Source organism: Desulfosarcina widdelii, from assembly GCF_009688965.1.
In the GTDB taxonomy this organism is placed as follows: domain Bacteria; phylum Desulfobacterota; class Desulfobacteria; order Desulfobacterales; family Desulfosarcinaceae; genus Desulfosarcina; species Desulfosarcina widdelii.
In genome coordinates, this window is record NZ_AP021875.1 from 4400862 (window position 1) to 4417147 (window position 16286).

The 16286-nt window shown below is 57.7% G+C and carries 15 protein-coding genes; 2 read left to right on the plus strand and 13 right to left on the minus strand.

Annotated elements, in window-relative coordinates; genetic code table 11:
- Nucleotides 1-216 precede the first annotated feature (216 nt).
- Complete coding sequence (locus tag GN111_RS20190; protein WP_170302381.1) at nt 217-813, plus strand: YkgJ family cysteine cluster protein; 597 nt, start codon at nt 217-219, stop codon at nt 811-813.
- 132 nt (nt 814-945) lie between these two features.
- Here GN111_RS20190 and GN111_RS20195 read toward each other — a convergent pair whose 3' ends face one another.
- The 4 genes from GN111_RS20195 to GN111_RS20210 are packed head-to-tail and all read right to left on the minus strand — an operon-like array spanning nt 946 to nt 6566.
- A complete protein-coding gene (locus GN111_RS20195) occupies nt 946-3210 on the minus strand; it encodes a GNAT family N-acetyltransferase (protein WP_155305483.1) in 2265 nt (754 codons plus the stop codon).
- Between the two features lie 3 nt (nt 3211-3213).
- Complete coding sequence (locus GN111_RS20200) at nt 3214-4212, minus strand: D-alanine--D-alanine ligase family protein (RefSeq protein WP_155305484.1); 999 nt, start codon at nt 4210-4212, stop codon at nt 3214-3216.
- A complete protein-coding gene (locus GN111_RS20205; RefSeq protein WP_155305485.1) occupies nt 4190-5224 on the minus strand; it encodes a D-alanine--D-alanine ligase family protein in 1035 nt (344 codons plus the stop codon). Before GN111_RS20205 ends, GN111_RS20200 begins: the two co-directional genes overlap by 23 nt.
- Before the next feature lie 34 nt (nt 5225-5258).
- Nucleotides 5259-6566 carry a KamA family radical SAM protein gene (locus tag GN111_RS20210; protein WP_231715502.1) on the minus strand — a complete coding sequence of 436 codons (1308 nt, stop codon included), beginning with the start codon at nt 6564-6566 and terminating at the stop codon, nt 5259-5261.
- Between the two features lie 457 nt (nt 6567-7023).
- Here GN111_RS20210 and GN111_RS20215 point away from each other — a divergent pair, with 457 nt between their 5' ends.
- Nucleotides 7024-7374 (plus strand): hypothetical protein, encoded by a 351-nt coding sequence (locus GN111_RS20215; RefSeq protein WP_155305486.1) that lies wholly within the window; start codon nt 7024-7026, stop codon nt 7372-7374.
- A gap of 17 nt (nt 7375-7391) precedes the next feature.
- On the opposite strand, the gene GN111_RS20220 is transcribed toward GN111_RS20215, so the two are convergent.
- The 9 genes from GN111_RS20220 to GN111_RS20260 form a co-directional block, all read right to left on the minus strand.
- The gene (locus GN111_RS20220) at nt 7392-8099 is read right to left on the minus strand and encodes a phosphate ABC transporter ATP-binding protein (RefSeq protein WP_155305487.1); all 708 of its coding nucleotides are present in this window, start codon (nt 8097-8099) and stop codon (nt 7392-7394) included.
- Between the two features lie 13 nt (nt 8100-8112).
- The gene (locus tag GN111_RS20225; protein ID WP_155305488.1) at nt 8113-9000 is read right to left on the minus strand and encodes a PstA family ABC transporter permease; all 888 of its coding nucleotides are present in this window, start codon (nt 8998-9000) and stop codon (nt 8113-8115) included.
- Nucleotides 8997-9851 carry a PstC family ABC transporter permease gene (locus GN111_RS20230; protein WP_155305489.1) on the minus strand — a complete coding sequence of 285 codons (855 nt, stop codon included), beginning with the start codon at nt 9849-9851 and terminating at the stop codon, nt 8997-8999. The genes GN111_RS20225 and GN111_RS20230 overlap by 4 nt, the downstream gene beginning before the upstream one ends.
- A 5-nt stretch (nt 9852-9856) precedes the next feature.
- Nucleotides 9857-10702, minus strand: a complete 846-nt coding sequence (locus GN111_RS20235; RefSeq protein WP_231715503.1) for a phosphate ABC transporter substrate-binding protein — start codon at nt 10700-10702, stop codon at nt 9857-9859.
- Between the two features lie 151 nt (nt 10703-10853).
- The gene (locus GN111_RS20240) at nt 10854-12164 is read right to left on the minus strand and encodes a tetratricopeptide repeat protein (RefSeq protein WP_155305490.1); all 1311 of its coding nucleotides are present in this window, start codon (nt 12162-12164) and stop codon (nt 10854-10856) included.
- Nucleotides 12161-13174, minus strand: coding sequence for a polysaccharide deacetylase family protein (locus GN111_RS20245; RefSeq protein WP_155305491.1), 1014 nt, complete (start codon nt 13172-13174; stop codon nt 12161-12163). Before GN111_RS20245 ends, GN111_RS20240 begins: the two co-directional genes overlap by 4 nt.
- The gene (locus tag GN111_RS20250; RefSeq protein ID WP_155305492.1) at nt 13155-14879 is read right to left on the minus strand and encodes an adenylate/guanylate cyclase domain-containing protein; all 1725 of its coding nucleotides are present in this window, start codon (nt 14877-14879) and stop codon (nt 13155-13157) included. Before GN111_RS20250 ends, GN111_RS20245 begins: the two co-directional genes overlap by 20 nt.
- A 131-nt stretch (nt 14880-15010) precedes the next feature.
- Complete coding sequence (locus GN111_RS20255) at nt 15011-15985, minus strand: class I SAM-dependent methyltransferase (protein WP_155305493.1); 975 nt, start codon at nt 15983-15985, stop codon at nt 15011-15013.
- A 110-nt stretch (nt 15986-16095) separates the two neighbouring features.
- Complete coding sequence (locus GN111_RS20260) at nt 16096-16245, minus strand: hypothetical protein (RefSeq protein ID WP_155305494.1); 150 nt, start codon at nt 16243-16245, stop codon at nt 16096-16098.
- Nucleotides 16246-16286 lie beyond the last annotated feature (41 nt).

Consider the following 16286-nt stretch of genomic DNA (forward strand, 5'->3'; position numbering starts at 1 on the left):
TGAAGTTGAGGCCATTATATTAACGGCGTGTGACAGATACGGTCACACGGAAACCATTTTTTTGTAACTTTGGTATTGTGCAGGAATCCGCAAAACAAAATGGATTGGAATGGCGCACCATGGGCGTTATACGCAGTCAATCCATTGACACAACCCCACGACGGTCCACCTTATGCATGTGATCTTCAGCTGTTTTATAAGATTTCAGAGGAAATCATGCTGGACCTTCTATCACAACTGATGGCGCTTTATGCCGACATCGACAAGGAAGTGGCGGCGTTTCAATTGAAGAGTGGTCTGCGCTGCTCGGCAGGCTGCGGCGATTGCTGCAGGACCGCTGACCTGCAGGTAACTGCCCTCGAAATGCTTCCCGTGGCCCACGCCATGCTTTGCGATGGAACGGCGGCCCAATGGCTGGAGCGACTTTCCGGACCTCACGGTTCCGGCACCTGTGTCCTATACACGGCCCATCCTGAAAAAGATGCCGCCGGGCACTGCGACTACTACCCGTGGCGACCGGGATTGTGCCGCTTGTTCGGCTTTGCCGCGATTCGGGGACGCACCGGCTCCAAGACCCTGGCGGTTTGCCGGCATATCCGCCAAAACGATCCTCACGGCGCCGCGTCCGCCATGGCCCTGGTTGAAGAAGCGCCTTTATTCGTGCATTACGGCACCCGGATCTGCGGCCTGGATCCGGTTCTGGGATCAAAACCGATGCCCGTCAACCTCGCCCTGCGCCAGGCCATCCAGCGCCTGGGACTCAATGCCGCCTATGCGCATCTGGAAAGCTTCCGGGACAACACAGCGGCTTAGATCGCCGCGTCGGTTTCGCCGCTAATACCCTCGAAGCGTATTGCCAACGGCCACACTGTTCATCCATTAAGGAACTGTCGATTCTCTTTTTTATTTAAAAAAGGAATCGGTATGTCCGAAATCGAACCTTCATCACCCCTGTTCGGTTAACATTTCCTTGCAATAAATCACCTTGCCATCGCCCGGTGCATAAAAATCCTTCAGCACTGTTTCCAGGCGGTAGCCACAGCTTTCGTAGAAGGCGCGGGTGCTGGCGTATTGATCGCGCTGTGAGGTATCCACGTAGATGCGATTGCCGCCGGATTTGCGGATCAGGGCCTCGGTTTCCACGATCAATCTGCGGCCCAGCCCCTTTCTGTGGAAATCGGGATGCACGGCAATCCAATACAGATCGAAACTTTTCTGCGTGCAGGGGATCGGACCATAACAGGTGTAGCCCACCAGCCGGCCGTACTGCTCGGCCATCATGAAATGATAGCCGCTGAGATCTCCTTTGGCCAGGCGCTCTTGCACCAATTCCCTGGCCACTTCGACCTCCTCGGGATGAAAGAATCCGGTCAGATCCACCAGGCGCCCGACACGCTCCGGATCCTGCGACGTTACCTCTCGGCGCCATTTTACACCATGCAGGCGTTCTTTGTCCGGCGGATGTTTCGTCTGTGGATGCGCGCCTGTGGCGGCCAATCCCGTAAAGAAACGAAGGGCGTTGCTGCCCAGGGTCCGTACACGATAACCGCCCTCCTGCACCAGCAAGGTGGGAAGCCCCAGCTCCCCGATGCGACGGCCGTTGGCTTCGAAATCCTTGCCAAGCAACTGCCATGTACCGGTGGGGTCCCCTTTGGCCGTATCCAGCCCAAGGGCCACCACCAGGAACTGTGGATTGAACTGGCGAATGCGACGCAAAGCTTTATCCAGATCCTTTAAGTAACAGGCGCCGTCCAATTTTTCCGGCAGGGGCAGATTCATATTGAAACCCTCCCCCTCGCCCTCGCCGCACTCCTCTTCGAATCCGGTGAAATAGGGGTAGGCAAAGGTCGGATGGCCGTGCAGAGAGATGGTGAGTACGTCGCTGCGCCGGTAAAAAATATCCTGCTGGCCATTGCCGTGGTGGTAGTCGATATCCAGGATAGCGACCTTGCCGTGGGCACTCAGATATTGGGCGGCAATCGCATTGTTGTTGAAATAGCAAAACCCGCCGAAGGCCCGGCGTTCTGCATGGTGGCCGGGCGGGCGCACCAGAGCGTAGGCCATTCTGCGGCCGGCCAGTATTTCGGAGGCAGCGGTCAGGATGCAGTTCACCCCTTGCCGGGCGGCCGGATAGGCATTTTTGTTGATCGGAGTGAAGGTGTCGATACAATAGTAGCCGGATAGCACGGAGGGCTCTTTGGGCGGCCGGGTTTTGTTGCGCAGCGGGAAAATGTAGGGATAGAGCGATTTGCCCTCGGGCATCTCTTTGCAGGCCCGGCGCAGGTAGTTTACCAGATCGCTGTCGTGAACCGCGGTGATATATTTTTCGGCAAAAAGGCGGGGGTTGATTCGGGCAAACAGTCCACTGGGCTCCAGCACCTTCAGAATGCTGCGCACCCGCACGGGCGCTTCCACATAGCCGCGCTCGTGTACATGGTGAATGTCGTGATTGGCGTTGACCACAAGGGCGATCTGCTCCAGGGATCGACTTTCAACGGTGGTACGCACAGCATCGGGTTTGACATAACGAAAAGGCCTCAGATTGACCGGGTCGTCCCGAAACGAGGCGACCACCGTTTCCACATAACGGGGGGGGCAGTAGGCGGCGTACTTTCGCTCCAGCACGGCGCGCACCACTTTGCGGGCAAAACGCAGGCGTAAGGGTTCGGTGCGATCCAGGCCATCGTAAACCAGATGGGGCATGCAGGTGTCGCCGGGCTTTACAGGGTTTTCGTAGGCGGTATCGATGATCGGCCGGGCCCCATAGCGTTCATAGAAACGGAGCCTGTCGCGATTTTGCTTGAGGATCGTCGGATCGTCGCAAGCGTCGCGCTCGTCGGGCAGGCACTCGAAAAAAAGGCCCTTGGCACCCAGTCCCACGGCTTCGGCCCGCACGCTGTCGTACAGGGCGCTTCCCAACCCTCCTCCCGTGGAACCTTTGGCCGTGGCAATCCAGTCAAGGTAGCAAAACCCGATCACCGGTTCGTGCAGCAACATGGTAAACCCCTGCACGCGACGGCGCATGGTTTCGGCGATCAGCAGGATGGTACGGAAGCGCTGTTTGAACGGATTGCGCAGCTTTTCACTGATCTGGTCGATCTCTTCCGGCGGCACATCGGAAAAGCGGGTCCGGAGAATCTGCTTGATCTGCTTCAACGCCTCTTGATCCACAGACAGAATGTCGTCGTAAATCCGGCGAATTTTGAGCATGGCTTATTTTCCCGATGTACTCACAATCCTTGCCACGGCGTCGGTCATGGTCATTCCGGCCCGGTGGACGGCGGCGGCAAAACCGGCGTCCGGGGAAAGGCAGGGGTTGGCGTTGATCTCCAGAATCCAGAGCCGCCTGTAAGCGTCCACGCGAAAATCCACTCGGGCATATCCCCGCAGGCCCATCAGTTCCCAGCATTCCAAGGACAGGGTCTTGAGCTGCTCCAGCAGCTCCTCGTCAACCGGATCGAAATCGAACCGACGCGGGGTGTGCCGATATGCGAAGGAATCTTCGTCCCATTTGGCTTTGTAGTCCACGATGCGGGCCTGCCCGGAGGCGTATCCCTCGAAAACGATCTCGGCTGGAGGCAGCACCTGGGGTCCTTCAAGGCTGTCCAGCAAGGAGAGGTTGAACTCCCGTCCATCGATGAAGGCTTCGGCAAAACAGGTGCCGCCCAGCCGGGGTGCACGCTGGGCCATCAGCGTCTCCAACATCCGATCGGATGCGGCTTCAACAATGGCATCGTCGTCGAGCCCGACGGAAGCGTGCTCCCACACGGATTTGATAAACCAGCGGCATGGGTTTTCCCGAGGCCGCCGGAAGCGCCCCGGGTTCCAGGCGTTGGATGGAACGGTCCAGACCGGTGTTGGCAGACCGGCTCCGTCCAGCATCGTTTTTGCGAAAAGCTTGTTGGAAGTCAGGATCATGGCTTCCGCACATGCCCCGGTATACGGCAGCCCCATGGTATCCAACAGCGAAGGGAACAGGTGGATCAACCGGCCTGTGCCGTCCAGAGACTCCACCAGGTTGAAAACCAGACCGGGATCGATGGCGCCAATCTCGTTGCGGACACGGGAGAGGTTCAAATCGCAGCTCAGGCGAACCGGTTTGTGCCCGAGGGTGTGCAGGGCTTCTGTGACGGCATCAGCCTGAACCAGGACATCCTGTTCATCGGCTGCGCTGTCATTCCGTAATGCATTATGAACCACAGCAATACGCATAAGCTTGAATCCTTTGATCGGTTGTTCCGGTGCGAACGCGTTTTTGAGCGGATTCCACGACCCATCCGATCAACTGTTCATAAGTGATGCCCAGTCGAGTGCATAAAATCGGCAGATCGGAATGTTGGGGGTGGAGCCCGGCCAGCGGGTTGACTTCCATAAACTGGGGCACGCCACGGGCGTCACAGCGCACATCGGCGCGTCCACAGTCCCTGCAGCCCAGCACTTGCCAGGCCTTCAGCACAATGGCCTCGGCCTGCCGTACCACCAGGTCCTGGTCCGCATCCACGATCCGGTAGACGACCAACTCTTCGCAGCGTTCCTTGTTGGTGTAAGAATAAACTTCGGCCTCAGCGTTTTCCAAAAGGAGGACTTCCATGGTGCCCAGTATTCTTGCCTCGCGACCCGTTCCCACCAGGCCAACGGTAAACTCACGGCCCGGTAAAAACGACTCCACCAGCACCGGCTGGCGAAAGGCGGTTATCAACTTCAGGCAGGCAGCGTCCAAATCCTTGCGGTTGCGTACGATGGAGTCAGCCGTCACCCCCTTGCCCGTGCCTTCGGCCACGGGCTTGATGAAGTAGGGCGGTCCAAAGCCGACCGCTTGCAGATCCGAGGGCTCGCGCACCACCACGAAATCGGCGGTGGGCACGCCGGCATCGCGCAGTACATGCTTGGTCATGCCCTTGTGCAGGGTCAAGGCCATCACCAGCGGATCGGAAAAGGTGTAGGCAATCCCGTAAACATCCAAAATTGCCGGCACCTGGGCCTCCCGGCCGATGCCGTGCATCCCCTCGGCGATGTTGAACACCAGGTCCCAATCTCGGCCGACAGCCAGTTGTTGGACCAGGCTGCGGGCATGGCCGATCCGCTCGGTGTCATGGCCCAGTCCGGCCAGGGCCTTTTCCAGAGCGTCGATGGTGTCGTCGCGATCGAATTCGGCGGTTTCCTCCTCGCCATACCCGGCCGCCAAATATTCGGAGCGTAAATCATAGGTCAAACCGATTTTCATGAGCACGACCCTCCTATGTTGGTAGTTATGTCGATCATACCGAATCCGGATAGCGATAGGTTTTGCCTTCGTAGTTTCGCAGCACGAGATCGCATCCGTCGCGTCCCTGGCGGTATTCGGGCATCAACGGAATCTTGCCGCCGCCGCCGGGTGCATCGATGACGTAGGTGGGTACGGCGTAGCCGCTGGTAAACCCTCGCAGGCGCTGGATGATCTCCAGCCCCTTGTCCACCGTTGTTCGGAAATGAGATGAGCCGGAAATGGGGTCGCACTGGTACAGGTAGTATGGCCTGACCCGCATGCGCAGCAGGCGGTGAACAAGGCTGTTCATGGTCTCCACCGAATCGTTGATGTTCTTGAGCAGAACCGTCTGAGACCCTAAGGGGATGCCGGCGTCGGCCAACCGCTGGCAGGCCTGCGAGGCCTCGGGCGTACACTCGTCCGGATGGGTAAAGTGCAGACTCATCCACAACGGGTGATGGCGTTTGAGCATGCGCACCAATTGGGACGTCACCCGCTGCGGCAAAACAGCTGGAATTTTGGTGCCGATGCGAATGATTTCCACATGTTTGATTTGCCGCAGCCGGGTCAGCAGCCAATCCAGCCGTGAATCGCCCAAGGTCAGCGGATCCCCGCCGGAAAGCAGAACATCCCGAACCGTGGGCGTGCGGCGAATATATTCCATCGCCTGTTCCAACCGTTTACGATTGAAATGCAGGCGGCCATGCCCCACCACGCGCGAACGGGTACAGTAACGGCAATAGGTGGAACAGAAATCCAGGAGCAGGAACAGCACTCGGTCCGGGTAGCGATGGACCAAACCCGGCACCGGGCTCTGATGATCTTCGTTCAGGGGGTCGTCAGCCTCTTCCGGCATCTGGACAAACTCGTTGATCGTAGGCACCACGGATTTGCGCAGCGGGTAATCCATATCGTGGCCCACCAGCAGGCTGAGATAATAGGGTGTGATCGCCAAAGGCAGCCTGGTTGCCAATCCGGCCATGGCCGCATTTTCTTCGCTGCTCAGGGTCAAAAACCGTTTCAATTGACTTGGCTTGCACACCCGATTGGCGATCTGCCACTGCCAATTGTTCCACTGCCGATCACTGATATCGGGGTAGTAGATTTTCAGAAACTTGCGTCGAAAAGAAACCGGATAATTGGGAACCGGTTTGATGGAGGGACGGTTTGTGAGCGGCCGGGCGGCCGTCAACGGCAAGGCGATTGTGTAATCGATCGCCTGACTGGGAGGCTCCTCTTCGACCTCTGTGTTGACCTCCATGGCATGGGGCCGGCTTCGGCTCGGATTTGATCGGGTTTGGCCACAGCGGTTGAAAAACATCGTTATATATTCTCCTTTATGTTTGTCCGATTTAATCGATAGGAAAACGCCACTGGTTTTCCGTATCGCGGGAACGACAAGCGTATATCAAAACACGTGCCAGCATGATTTTTTAATTCATTTATTATTGGCGATGTCTACCCGATCCGGATCAGGAGTAATGGTAGAAAAAGGAAGCCTCGATTCCGGTTTTCCATCCTGATCGGAAGATCCCCTGGAAGACATTCCCTCCCGCCTGGAAAGCTTGTTTTCAGACATATTAGACCGCGTCGTTTCGGTGGCCCGGGTTATGCAGTTTAAATATGCGGGACGACCCACCCTTGCAGCGGCCGACAAAAGGGAGTCGATGCTTTGGCAAGCATAATCACCCCCCGATGTCCGAGAAACGTGAAAAACAGGACACGCGGATTCCGATTTGGCGCGTACGCCATTTCTTATCCAGAAAGGAAAACGACCCATGTTGCACCGCAAACCCCATATCGAACACCACCTTAAAGCCACTGAAGAGCGGCTTGCCGAACGTATTGAGAGGCTGACCGTCCATGGCGTGGCCACCGAGTTAATCAAAAAAGATCATTTGGTCAGAAAATTGGAAGCAAATATACGGCAGGGAAAAAGACAGTTGGGCGTCATTGCAGCCCAAGAAACCCAATTGGCCGAAAAGGCCGAAGCCCGTATCCGCAAAGAAACGGCTGCCAAGTCGGAGAAAATGCACGGCGAATCGAAAAAAAAGGATAGAGACGCCCCACGGGTCAAAAAGATAAAAAAGAGACGCATCAATCTTGGGGATGAAGCACAGGCAGAATAGAAAAGGCTGCGACCGGTTCAGGCAAGAACGAGGATTCCCTTTTTCAGTTCAACCCAGCGGTCGGCCACCCGCTCGACCTGGGCCGTGTCGTGGGACACCATGACGATAGTGCAGGCCTGCTTGAGACTGACGATCAACGCCTCGATAATCGCAGTAGCTTTGCCATCAAGAGAGGAGGTGGGTTCGTCCAGCAGCAGCACCTCCGGTTCGACCACCAGTGCCCGGGCGATGCACAGGCGCTGCTGCTGGCCGCCGGATAGCCGGCGGGCGTCCTCCCGAAGGCGGTCTTTGACCTCATCCCACAGGAAAGCCTGTTTCAAGGCGGTTTCCACGGCATCCTTTATCTGTGCTTCATTCGAAATTCCAGCCATCTTCAAGGGAAAGGCCACGTTTTTATAGATGCTCATGGGCAGCGGGTTGGGGATCTGAAACACCATGCCCACCTTGCGCCGCAGATCGGGCAGTGAACAGGATGGGTGGTAGATATCCTGATCCGCCCCGCCCAGACGAATATGGACGCTGCCTTGCATGCGGGCCCCGGGGATGTCTTCCCACAGGCGGTTGAACAGGGTTAACAGCGTGGATTTGCCCTGTCCCGAAGGCCCTGTCACCGCCGTGATGGCGCCCTCGTGGACATCCAGGCTTATATCCTGCAAGACCCGGTTGTCGCCGTAGGAAAAAACCAGGTGACGGGCTTTTATCTTTATCTCGTTGTTTGCGGTCATCCTGTTCGTTTCCTCAGCGGGCTCCGTATAGCAGGTGATCGGCCAGCCGATGCCGGATGAAAGCGGTCAGGGCGAAAAGCAGCGCGCAGACAGCCAGCAGGACAATGGCCGCGCCATATCCGCGCATCAGTTCAGCCTGGTCCGCATACTGGGCGGAAACCGTGTAGATATAAAACGGCAGGGCTTCGTACCCCGAAAGCAGCGAGGCGGGGATGCCGGCCGTGGCCACCACGCCGGTCAGCATGATTACGGCTGTGTCTTCCGCGCAGCGGCCGATGGAAAGAATGATGCCGCTGACAATGCCAGACAGGGACTGGGGCAGCAGTACATAGAAAATGGTCTGCAGCTTAGAGGCGCCCAGCGCCGGGGCCGTCATGCGAACGTGGCGGGGCAGATTTTCCAAGGTGGTCTGGCTGGTGCGGATCAGATAGGGCAGCACCAGAAAGGCCAGCGACAGGGCCGATATCAGCAGGCAGGGGGCGATTTGGCCGGAAAAATGGTGGTGGAGAAAAATCGCCATGCTGAAGCCGAAAAGGCCAACCAGAATCGACGGAATGCCGGCCAGAATGTCGAAAAAAAGCCCGAAAACCGCTTTGGTGCGCGGCGCGGCAAATTCGGCCATATAGATGCCGGTAGCGATGCCCACGGGAACGGCCATGCCCACGGCAAGACCGACCAGAAGCAAGGTGCCGACAGTTGCCGGAAAAATGCCTTCGAAGACTTGGCGTTTCATCAGCAGGGCGTCCAAGGGGGCGGTGTCTCCAAAAAAAAGCGCCGGGGAGAGGGTTCCAGCCCCCTTGATCAACAGGAACCCAAGAAGCATGGCGACACTAGCGGTGAGCACCAGTCCGGAAAGCCAGGCCCAGGCGGTCACCAGTTTGTCGCAGCATCTGGCTTTCATGGCACACCGCCTTTGTCGGCAACCATCCGCCGGGTCAGTAGGACGGTCAGGGTGGTAAAGGCATACAAGATGATTCCGCAGGCAAACAGGGTGCGAAACTCCAGACTGTCAAAATCGGCGGCCACCACCAGGGCGATATGTGCGGGCAGCGTTCGAGCGGAAGCCAGCGGCGAACCGGGAAAGGCGGTGGCGTTGCCGGCGATCATCAGGGCGATCAGCGTGTCGCCCACGGCCCGCCCCAGGGCCAGGAGCACGCCGGTGGTCAGCCCCCGCCAGGAGCAGGGAATGACCACACGAACGAACTTCTGGACAGGGGTGGCGCCCAGGGCGTCGGCCGCCGCCAGGTAGCTCTTGGGCACGCCGGCGAAACTGTCGGTGAAAAAAAGAATCATGGTGGGGGCGATCAGAATGGCCAGCAGCATGGATGCAGAGAGAATGCACATACCCGAGCCGCTGCCCGTCCATTCGCGGACGAAGGGAACCAGCAGAAAAATGCCGGCAAAACCATAGACCACGGTGGGGATGCCGGTCATGAACCGAACCAGCCGGTGCAGCAGGGCCGGCACCCGTCCCTTTGCCAGAACAGCGACCAGAGCGGCGCACCCCAGGCTCAGAGGAAAACTGAAGATCATTGCCAGACCGGCGATGAACAGCGATCCGGCCATCATGGGAACGATGCCGTACAGGCCCTCGTTGGGCAGCCAGGAAGAGGTAAAGAGATTGAAGAACGCACCGCTGGTGACCAGCGGGAGGCCCAGAACGATCATGAACCCGAAGATCAGCACCGTAACGGCCACCGAGCCGGCTGCGGCCACAGCCAGCAAGCCCTGTACCAGACCTTGGCTGCGCATCTTTATTATTTTACAGGGATAAATCCCTTGGCGGCGGCGAGGCCCTGGCCGGTTTCGCTGAACAGAAAATCAATGAAGGTTTTCGTCAGTCCGTTCGGATCGCCTTTGGTGTTGCTGTACAGACCCCGGGCAATTTTGTATTCGCCGCGCTTCACGGTCTCCAGGGTCGGCGTAACGCCGTCCAGCGCCACCGGTTGAACGCTTTCGTCCATGTGTCCCACCGAGACATAACCGATCGCATAGGGATCGTTGGCCACGGCCGCTTTCATGGCGCCGTTGGAGACCACCACATTGGCTTTGGCGCTGATCGCACCTTTTCCCAGGGCTTTTTTCCAGAAGACCGATCTCGTTCCGCTGGCCGTGTCGCGGGTGTAAAGGTTGATCGCCTTGTCCGTGCCCCCAAGGGCCTTCCAGTTGTCGATGGTGCCGGCGAAAATGGCTTTGACTTGCGACGTGGTCAACGATGTGACCGGATTTTCCGGATTGACCACCAGTCCGACGCCATCGATGGCCCATTTGAACATTTTCAAGCCGTATTTTGCGATTTCATCATCGGTCGGTTTGCGGCCGGAGTTGCCGATGTCAACCAACCCTTCGCCCACCTGTTTGATGCCCACGCCGGAGCCTCCGCCGGCAATGGTGATCCGAACGTCGGAAAAGCGCTGCATGATCTGCTTGGCCGCCGCCTTCATCACCGGAATATGTGCTGTGCCGCCGGAAATCTTGATCGTCCCGGCCTGGCCCGCAAACGGAGACAAATCGTCCGCCACGGCCGGCGCAACGCCTTTCAGCAAAAGAGTCAGAATAGAGATTGCAACCATGCCGTACAACGACCGCCCGATCCGCGTCATGCTCGACCTCCTTTTTTAACTTGATGATTATCATGTCCAGTTGGAATCGTCGAAGTGATAACAATTTTGACGCTATCATCGGGCCTGTAAAAAGTCTAATAGACAAAAACGATATCGAAGGCGAGACCAATAGTTATTTTCGATAATGACTTTAAGGCAGGGTTTCTATCTTATGTAAAAGTCGGCGGGCGTTTTCGATGTTCTCACGGGCCTTGGCGTGGTCCGGGTCGCAGTCCAGGGCCATTTCCCATTCGGCGATGGCCTTCTTCAGATCTTCGTTGATAAAATGTTTGACGCCATTGCGGTAATGGACCTGGGCCAGTTCCACCAGCCGGGCATGGACGGCCTTCTTCAGAGCAGTCCCGGCTTCATGGCTTTCTTCCATGTTTTCCAACAGAGTTCGGGCCTCCCGGTAGCGCTGGTGATCGAAATACTCCAAGGCCAGCCGATAGCGCGCCTCGGCCGCCAGCCGGGCCGCTTCGCTATTATCAGGCGCACGTTGCATGAGCATTTCAGCCTGGTCGAGGCATTGGCCATAGCGGCCCTGGTTGAAAAGCTGCCGGGCGTTTTTCAGGTCAAGATCAAATTGCCGCTGCTTCAGGGTGAAGTCCAGTTTTTCCGCAAGGGCGGCTTTGCCCTCGAATCCATCGGGAACCGCCGCCAGGGAGGCTTCGGCATCCGCCAGCCGTCCCGCTTCGACCTGTTGGGCCGCCTGTCCGAGCTGGATGGTGTGAATCAGGGCTTGCGCCTTTGTATCCGACGGGTCGGCCTGCCGGACCAGTGCCATAGCCCCTTGGAGATCGCCGTCCGACAGTCTGTCCCGGGCCACGTCCAAGGGGTCGGGTGCTGGTTGCTCCTTGATTTCCGGAGGTTCTGCATCTTCCCATTTGGGCAGGATCAGCAGACTGCCGGGAGGCAATGCCCGGTCTTCGGGCAGGTGGTTGAACCAGGCAACGAGAAAAGCCTTCTTCTCGTCGCCAAAAAATTTCTCGGCCACCGATGCCGGCCGATCACCCGGTACGGTCTGGTAGACGCGAAAGGGAAAGGGAGAGAAACGGGCTCGGATTTGCCGCAGTGCCGGCTGAAAGGTCGGATCCAAACGCAGTGCGGCCAGAAAGTGGTTGCGGGCGTCCGTTGAGCGGCGATCCCTTAACTTCGCCAGGCCCGCCTGGTAGTGGGATCGGACCGCCGCGTCGATCTTCTCTTCGATGCGTTGGATTTCGCGTTCGGCCTCCTTTGAATCGGCGGCGATATCCTCAACCAGACGCCAGTGATCCAGAGCCATGCCCAGTTCACCATGGGCCTCCAGTTCTCGGGCCCGGACGCTGATGGTCTCGATCTGCTCCGCCCGCCACCAGGGTCCGGAGTGCACCAATGTCGAGAGCGAATCCATGCTGCCGGAACAGGCGGCAAGGGCAGCCCAGGCGATGATGGCAATCACTGGCAGCCAGGCGCGCTTCATTTGAGGTCCACTTTGATTGTCGTGGCCAGCAGATCGCTGAAGCGATCCAGATCTGTACGACGATCGACGACGTTTCGATGGATGCCGTAGCGGTCGGCATAAAAAGGCGTGCCTCCCGGCGAGCGTTTGAACGCCGCCGAAAAGCCCAGATTGGCGGCCATGGCGGCAATCAAGTTGTTGCTGCTGCCCTCTGGATAGGCCAGAAACCGGCACGGTTTGCCCAACGCTTCTTCTATCTTTTTTTTGCCTTGCTGCAGTTCGGATTCAACCCACGAGAAATTCTCTTTAAAAGACTGGCCCCGCTTGCGGCGTGTCAGAGATCGGCCGTAGCAGCCCCGGCAGCCGATGGTGAATCCTTCTTTGCTCAGCGTTCGGATCTGGCCCCAGGTCATGGTGCCCTTTTCGCCCACCCGTCCGGGGGCCACGAAGACGGTTGCCGTCATTCCGAAGGCTTTCAGGATGGGCGCCGCGTCCTGGTAAAAAGCCTGAGATTCGGTGTCCGCAGTAATAAGAACAGATCGTCGGGGAAGCTGGGCTGTAAACGCCATGAATTGGACCAGCCGATCCGGCGAAATGGCGGTAAAACCCGATTCGCTCAGCCACCGCATCTGCTCGTGAAAGGCCGACCGGGAAATTTGGGGAACCCGATTGGTCTGCCCGGTTGGTTCGCCGATATCGCTATAGGTTATCACGGGAACGACCTGGATGCCGCCGGGAAACAGCCCCCCCGGTCGAAAGTCGGCCCCGGGAACAACAACGGCCTCTCCCTCGGAAAAAGTATCTTTGCCATTGTATTCGGCGATCATCCATCCCTTGGATGCCGCCTTCAAGTATCGCTGGGCAATCAGTTGCGGCGTGTCTCCCTGCCGGGCACGCACCAACAGCAAAGGCGGTGGCTTCCTGCCTGAAGGCTCTCCGCCCAGGGCGGCCGGGACGATCAGGACCAGGATCAGCACTGCCGCCAGGGTGCACCTGGCGCAGCCGAAAAACCTACTCCACCGATTTGACATGAGGCCTCTGTTTGATGGAAAGCACCCGGAAGGTTGGAACGGGTGCGGTTTTGCCTTTAACGGTGCGGTCTCCGGCGGATTCCACCTGGATCAGAGACCGCAGGGCACAAACCACGGCATCGGTTACCAGTACCTCGCCCGGACGCGCGAGGCTGCTGAGTCGGGATGCCAGGTTAACCGTATCGCCGATCACCGTGTATTCCATTTTGGCCGGCGAGCCAATGTTGCCGGAGACGACGGGGCCGGTGTGAATGCCGATCCCCACGGACGACAAAAGGGGGTTGCCTTGGTTGTTCCGGCTGCGAAGCTGCTCCATGAGGTCCAGCGCGGCCCGCACCGTTCGTTCGACGTGGTCGTTTCTGTATACTGGCACGCCGAAGACGCCCAAAACGCCGTCGCCGATGAACTTGTCCACATATCCTCCGTAATCCAATATGGCCCGGGTGGCAATATCGAAATAGGTATTGAGCATCTCGACGACCCGCTCCGGATCCCGGGATTCCGCATAGGCGGTAAATCCCCGGATGTCGGCGAAAAGGATCGTGGCGTCGTTCTTATGTCCCTTGAGCCACATTTTTTCCGGGTCGGCGATAATCATCTCCAGCACCTCTTCTCCGACGTATTTCCCGAAGGACTGGCGTGTCAACGTGTGCCGTAAAAGCTCTTCGCCCATCTGGTTGAAGGCCGTGGCCAGATTGCCCAGTTCGTCCTGGCGGTTGAGTTCCACCCGATGGCGGTAGTCGCCCTTGCCGATGGCTTCGGTGGCGGCCACCAACTGCGTGATGGGTCGTGAAAAACGAAGCCCCAGATAGACAGCAATGGCCAAACCGATAGTCATCATCACAAGGGTCACATAGATGATGGATCCTTTCTCCCGCGCCACCAGGTGTTCGATAAAATCCAGGGACACGCCCACATGCACCGTGCCTAATATTTTTTCCTGGAATAAGACATCGCGGTACAGATTCAACATCTGTTCGCCGGTCGGGGTTACAAAGGAGTAATAAGAAACTTTTCCGCGGGTTACCGGCGGCTGCGTCGGCGTCGCTGCAGAAAGAGGCGTGCCGATTCGGTTCACGTCGGTGTGGGCCCGGATCAATCCCCGAGTATCTGTGACCACGGCGTAGCGCAGGCCCTCGGTATCGGTGGCTTCCTTGATCAGGGTGTTCAGGCTGAGAATATCGTCATCGATGAGTGGAATGCGGGCATTGTTGGCGAAATAGTTGAGACTTACGGTCCCTACCATCACCGTCTGGTCGAACAGCCGGGCCTTTTGCTTGTTGATGATGATGGTGCTGAAGGAAACGATGGTGACGGCGACAATGAGCAATGCACCGATGCAGAGTTTGAGCCAGATGGGAATGGCCGGCGGGGGCAATCGTTCGGCCAATGGACCGCGCTGGCGAAGAATCAGTTCACGGATATTGTCCGACAGGGAGGCAACCGAAAGCCGGAAATTCTCGTTGATGGCCTCGACCACTGCCTCTTCGGAGGCCAGCGCAAGATCGGCGATCACGTGGCCCAGACGCACGGCCTGACCGGTTTCGATTAGCCGCTTGCGCTGTTCGGCCAGCGCGATCTCCAGTTGCTCCGCGGTGATGATGCCCCGATCAATCAGCACCTGACCCAATTGAACATCGCCCGGGGACCGTCTCCTGAAAAGATGGCGGATTCCTGGAACCAGGTTTTTCGGGGACCACCGCATGGATAGCACCGTTACCGTGAAAGTCAAAATGCGCCTGCGATGCCGTTAAAAAGGCGCCCGGCAGCGCTGAGCAGAACTATACCGGCGGCCATCGGCCGGTGTCAACAAGGACCGTTTCGCACGGTGTTGCGCTAGACGGTAATCTGCCAGCAGCGATGGATGGTTTTGCGCTTGTGAACGTAGTCTTCGGGGATCGTTCGGGAGGTAATCTCCCTGGCATCGGATACCTTGAGACCACCCAGATTGGGTTCAAAGTTCTGGTGGTTGGTGGAGAAAAACAAGGTGGCGCCGGCTTTCAGGACGGAAACCACGTTTTCCAGCAGCAGGGGGTGGTCCTTGACGACGTCAAATGTCAGGTCGCGGGTTTTGGTGGTGGAGTAGGAGGGTGGATCGACCACCGCCAGGTCGAAGCGCATCCCTTTGTTTCTGGCGTTTTTCAGATAGTCGAACGTGTGGCCCTGAACCAGCCGATTGGCGGCCGGGTCGATGCCGTTGAGGGCCATGTTCTCGCGAGCCCACTGGATGGCGCCTTCCGAGCGGTCCACGGAAACGGTGCTGCGGGCGCCACCCAGGGCTGCATAACAGGAAAAGGCTGCCGTATAGCAATACAGATTGAGAAAATCTTTACCGGCAGCCATTTCCCGCACCATCTGCCGGGTATCGCGATGGTCGGAAAACAGTCCGGTATCGACAAAGTCGTAGGGATTGACCAGAAATTTCAAATCCCTTTCCGACAAAACGATTTTTTTATTCGTATGGTCGATGCGTTCATACCGTTGACCATCCTGTTTCCCCGCCCGCCGCACCTTGAGATGAACCTTTTCCATGGGCACATCCAGAACGCCGGCGACCTCCCGGGCCATGGCAGGCAGCCATTTAGGGACGGACTGGCGGCGCAGATACTCTCCGATCACCAGATGACCGCCGTACCAGTCCACCACGGCACGAATCTCAGGAATATCCCAATCGTAAAGACGGAAGACTTCGATCTTCTGCCGCTTGAAACGCCGATGAAGGTGTTTGAAGCGTTTTCTCACCCGGTTGGCCAGCATCCGGGCCTGATGCTGGAATTGTTCGGGGATGGGTTCGTCCGGTTTTACAGCCATGAACGCCAAACACCTCCGGCTTTTTTATCTTTCAGATTCATGTTGAATGGGTAACCGGAAGAAAAATGGCTCCCTCCGGTACCGAACGTTCAATCGGGATCGCCGCGCAATCAGGCCGAACCGCAGACATCGCAGTTGGTGAGGCATCGTTCGTAGCGTTCATCCCGGTTTTTCACCGGCGGATTCGAGCCGGACCAGAACTTGATGATACACTGCCGGATACATTCTTTTTCGTTGGGTACGATTTCTCTATTTTCCATATTCGCCTCCGCTGGTTAACGGGTGTTTTCATCCGGGCATC

Coding starts and splice junctions, on each gene's coding strand:
- GN111_RS20190 (WP_170302381.1), top strand. CDS start 217: ATGCTGGACCTTCTATCACAACTGATGGCGCTTTATGCCGACATCGAC.
- GN111_RS20195 (WP_155305483.1), bottom strand. CDS start 3,210: ATGCTCAAAATTCGCCGGATTTACGACGACATTCTGTCTGTGGATCAA.
- GN111_RS20200 (WP_155305484.1), bottom strand. CDS start 4,212: ATGCGTATTGCTGTGGTTCATAATGCATTACGGAATGACAGCGCAGCC.
- GN111_RS20205 (WP_155305485.1), bottom strand. CDS start 5,224: ATGAAAATCGGTTTGACCTATGATTTACGCTCCGAATATTTGGCGGCC.
- GN111_RS20210 (WP_231715502.1), bottom strand. CDS start 6,566: ATGTTTTTCAACCGCTGTGGCCAAACCCGATCAAATCCGAGCCGAAGC.
- GN111_RS20215 (WP_155305486.1), top strand. CDS start 7,024: ATGTTGCACCGCAAACCCCATATCGAACACCACCTTAAAGCCACTGAA.
- GN111_RS20220 (WP_155305487.1), bottom strand. CDS start 8,099: ATGACCGCAAACAACGAGATAAAGATAAAAGCCCGTCACCTGGTTTTT.
- GN111_RS20225 (WP_155305488.1), bottom strand. CDS start 9,000: ATGAAAGCCAGATGCTGCGACAAACTGGTGACCGCCTGGGCCTGGCTT.
- GN111_RS20230 (WP_155305489.1), bottom strand. CDS start 9,851: ATGCGCAGCCAAGGTCTGGTACAGGGCTTGCTGGCTGTGGCCGCAGCC.
- GN111_RS20235 (WP_231715503.1), bottom strand. CDS start 10,702: ATGACGCGGATCGGGCGGTCGTTGTACGGCATGGTTGCAATCTCTATT.
- GN111_RS20240 (WP_155305490.1), bottom strand. CDS start 12,164: ATGAAGCGCGCCTGGCTGCCAGTGATTGCCATCATCGCCTGGGCTGCC.
- GN111_RS20245 (WP_155305491.1), bottom strand. CDS start 13,174: ATGTCAAATCGGTGGAGTAGGTTTTTCGGCTGCGCCAGGTGCACCCTG.
- GN111_RS20250 (WP_155305492.1), bottom strand. CDS start 14,879: ATGCGGTGGTCCCCGAAAAACCTGGTTCCAGGAATCCGCCATCTTTTC.
- GN111_RS20255 (WP_155305493.1), bottom strand. CDS start 15,985: ATGGCTGTAAAACCGGACGAACCCATCCCCGAACAATTCCAGCATCAG.
- GN111_RS20260 (WP_155305494.1), bottom strand. CDS start 16,245: ATGGAAAATAGAGAAATCGTACCCAACGAAAAAGAATGTATCCGGCAG.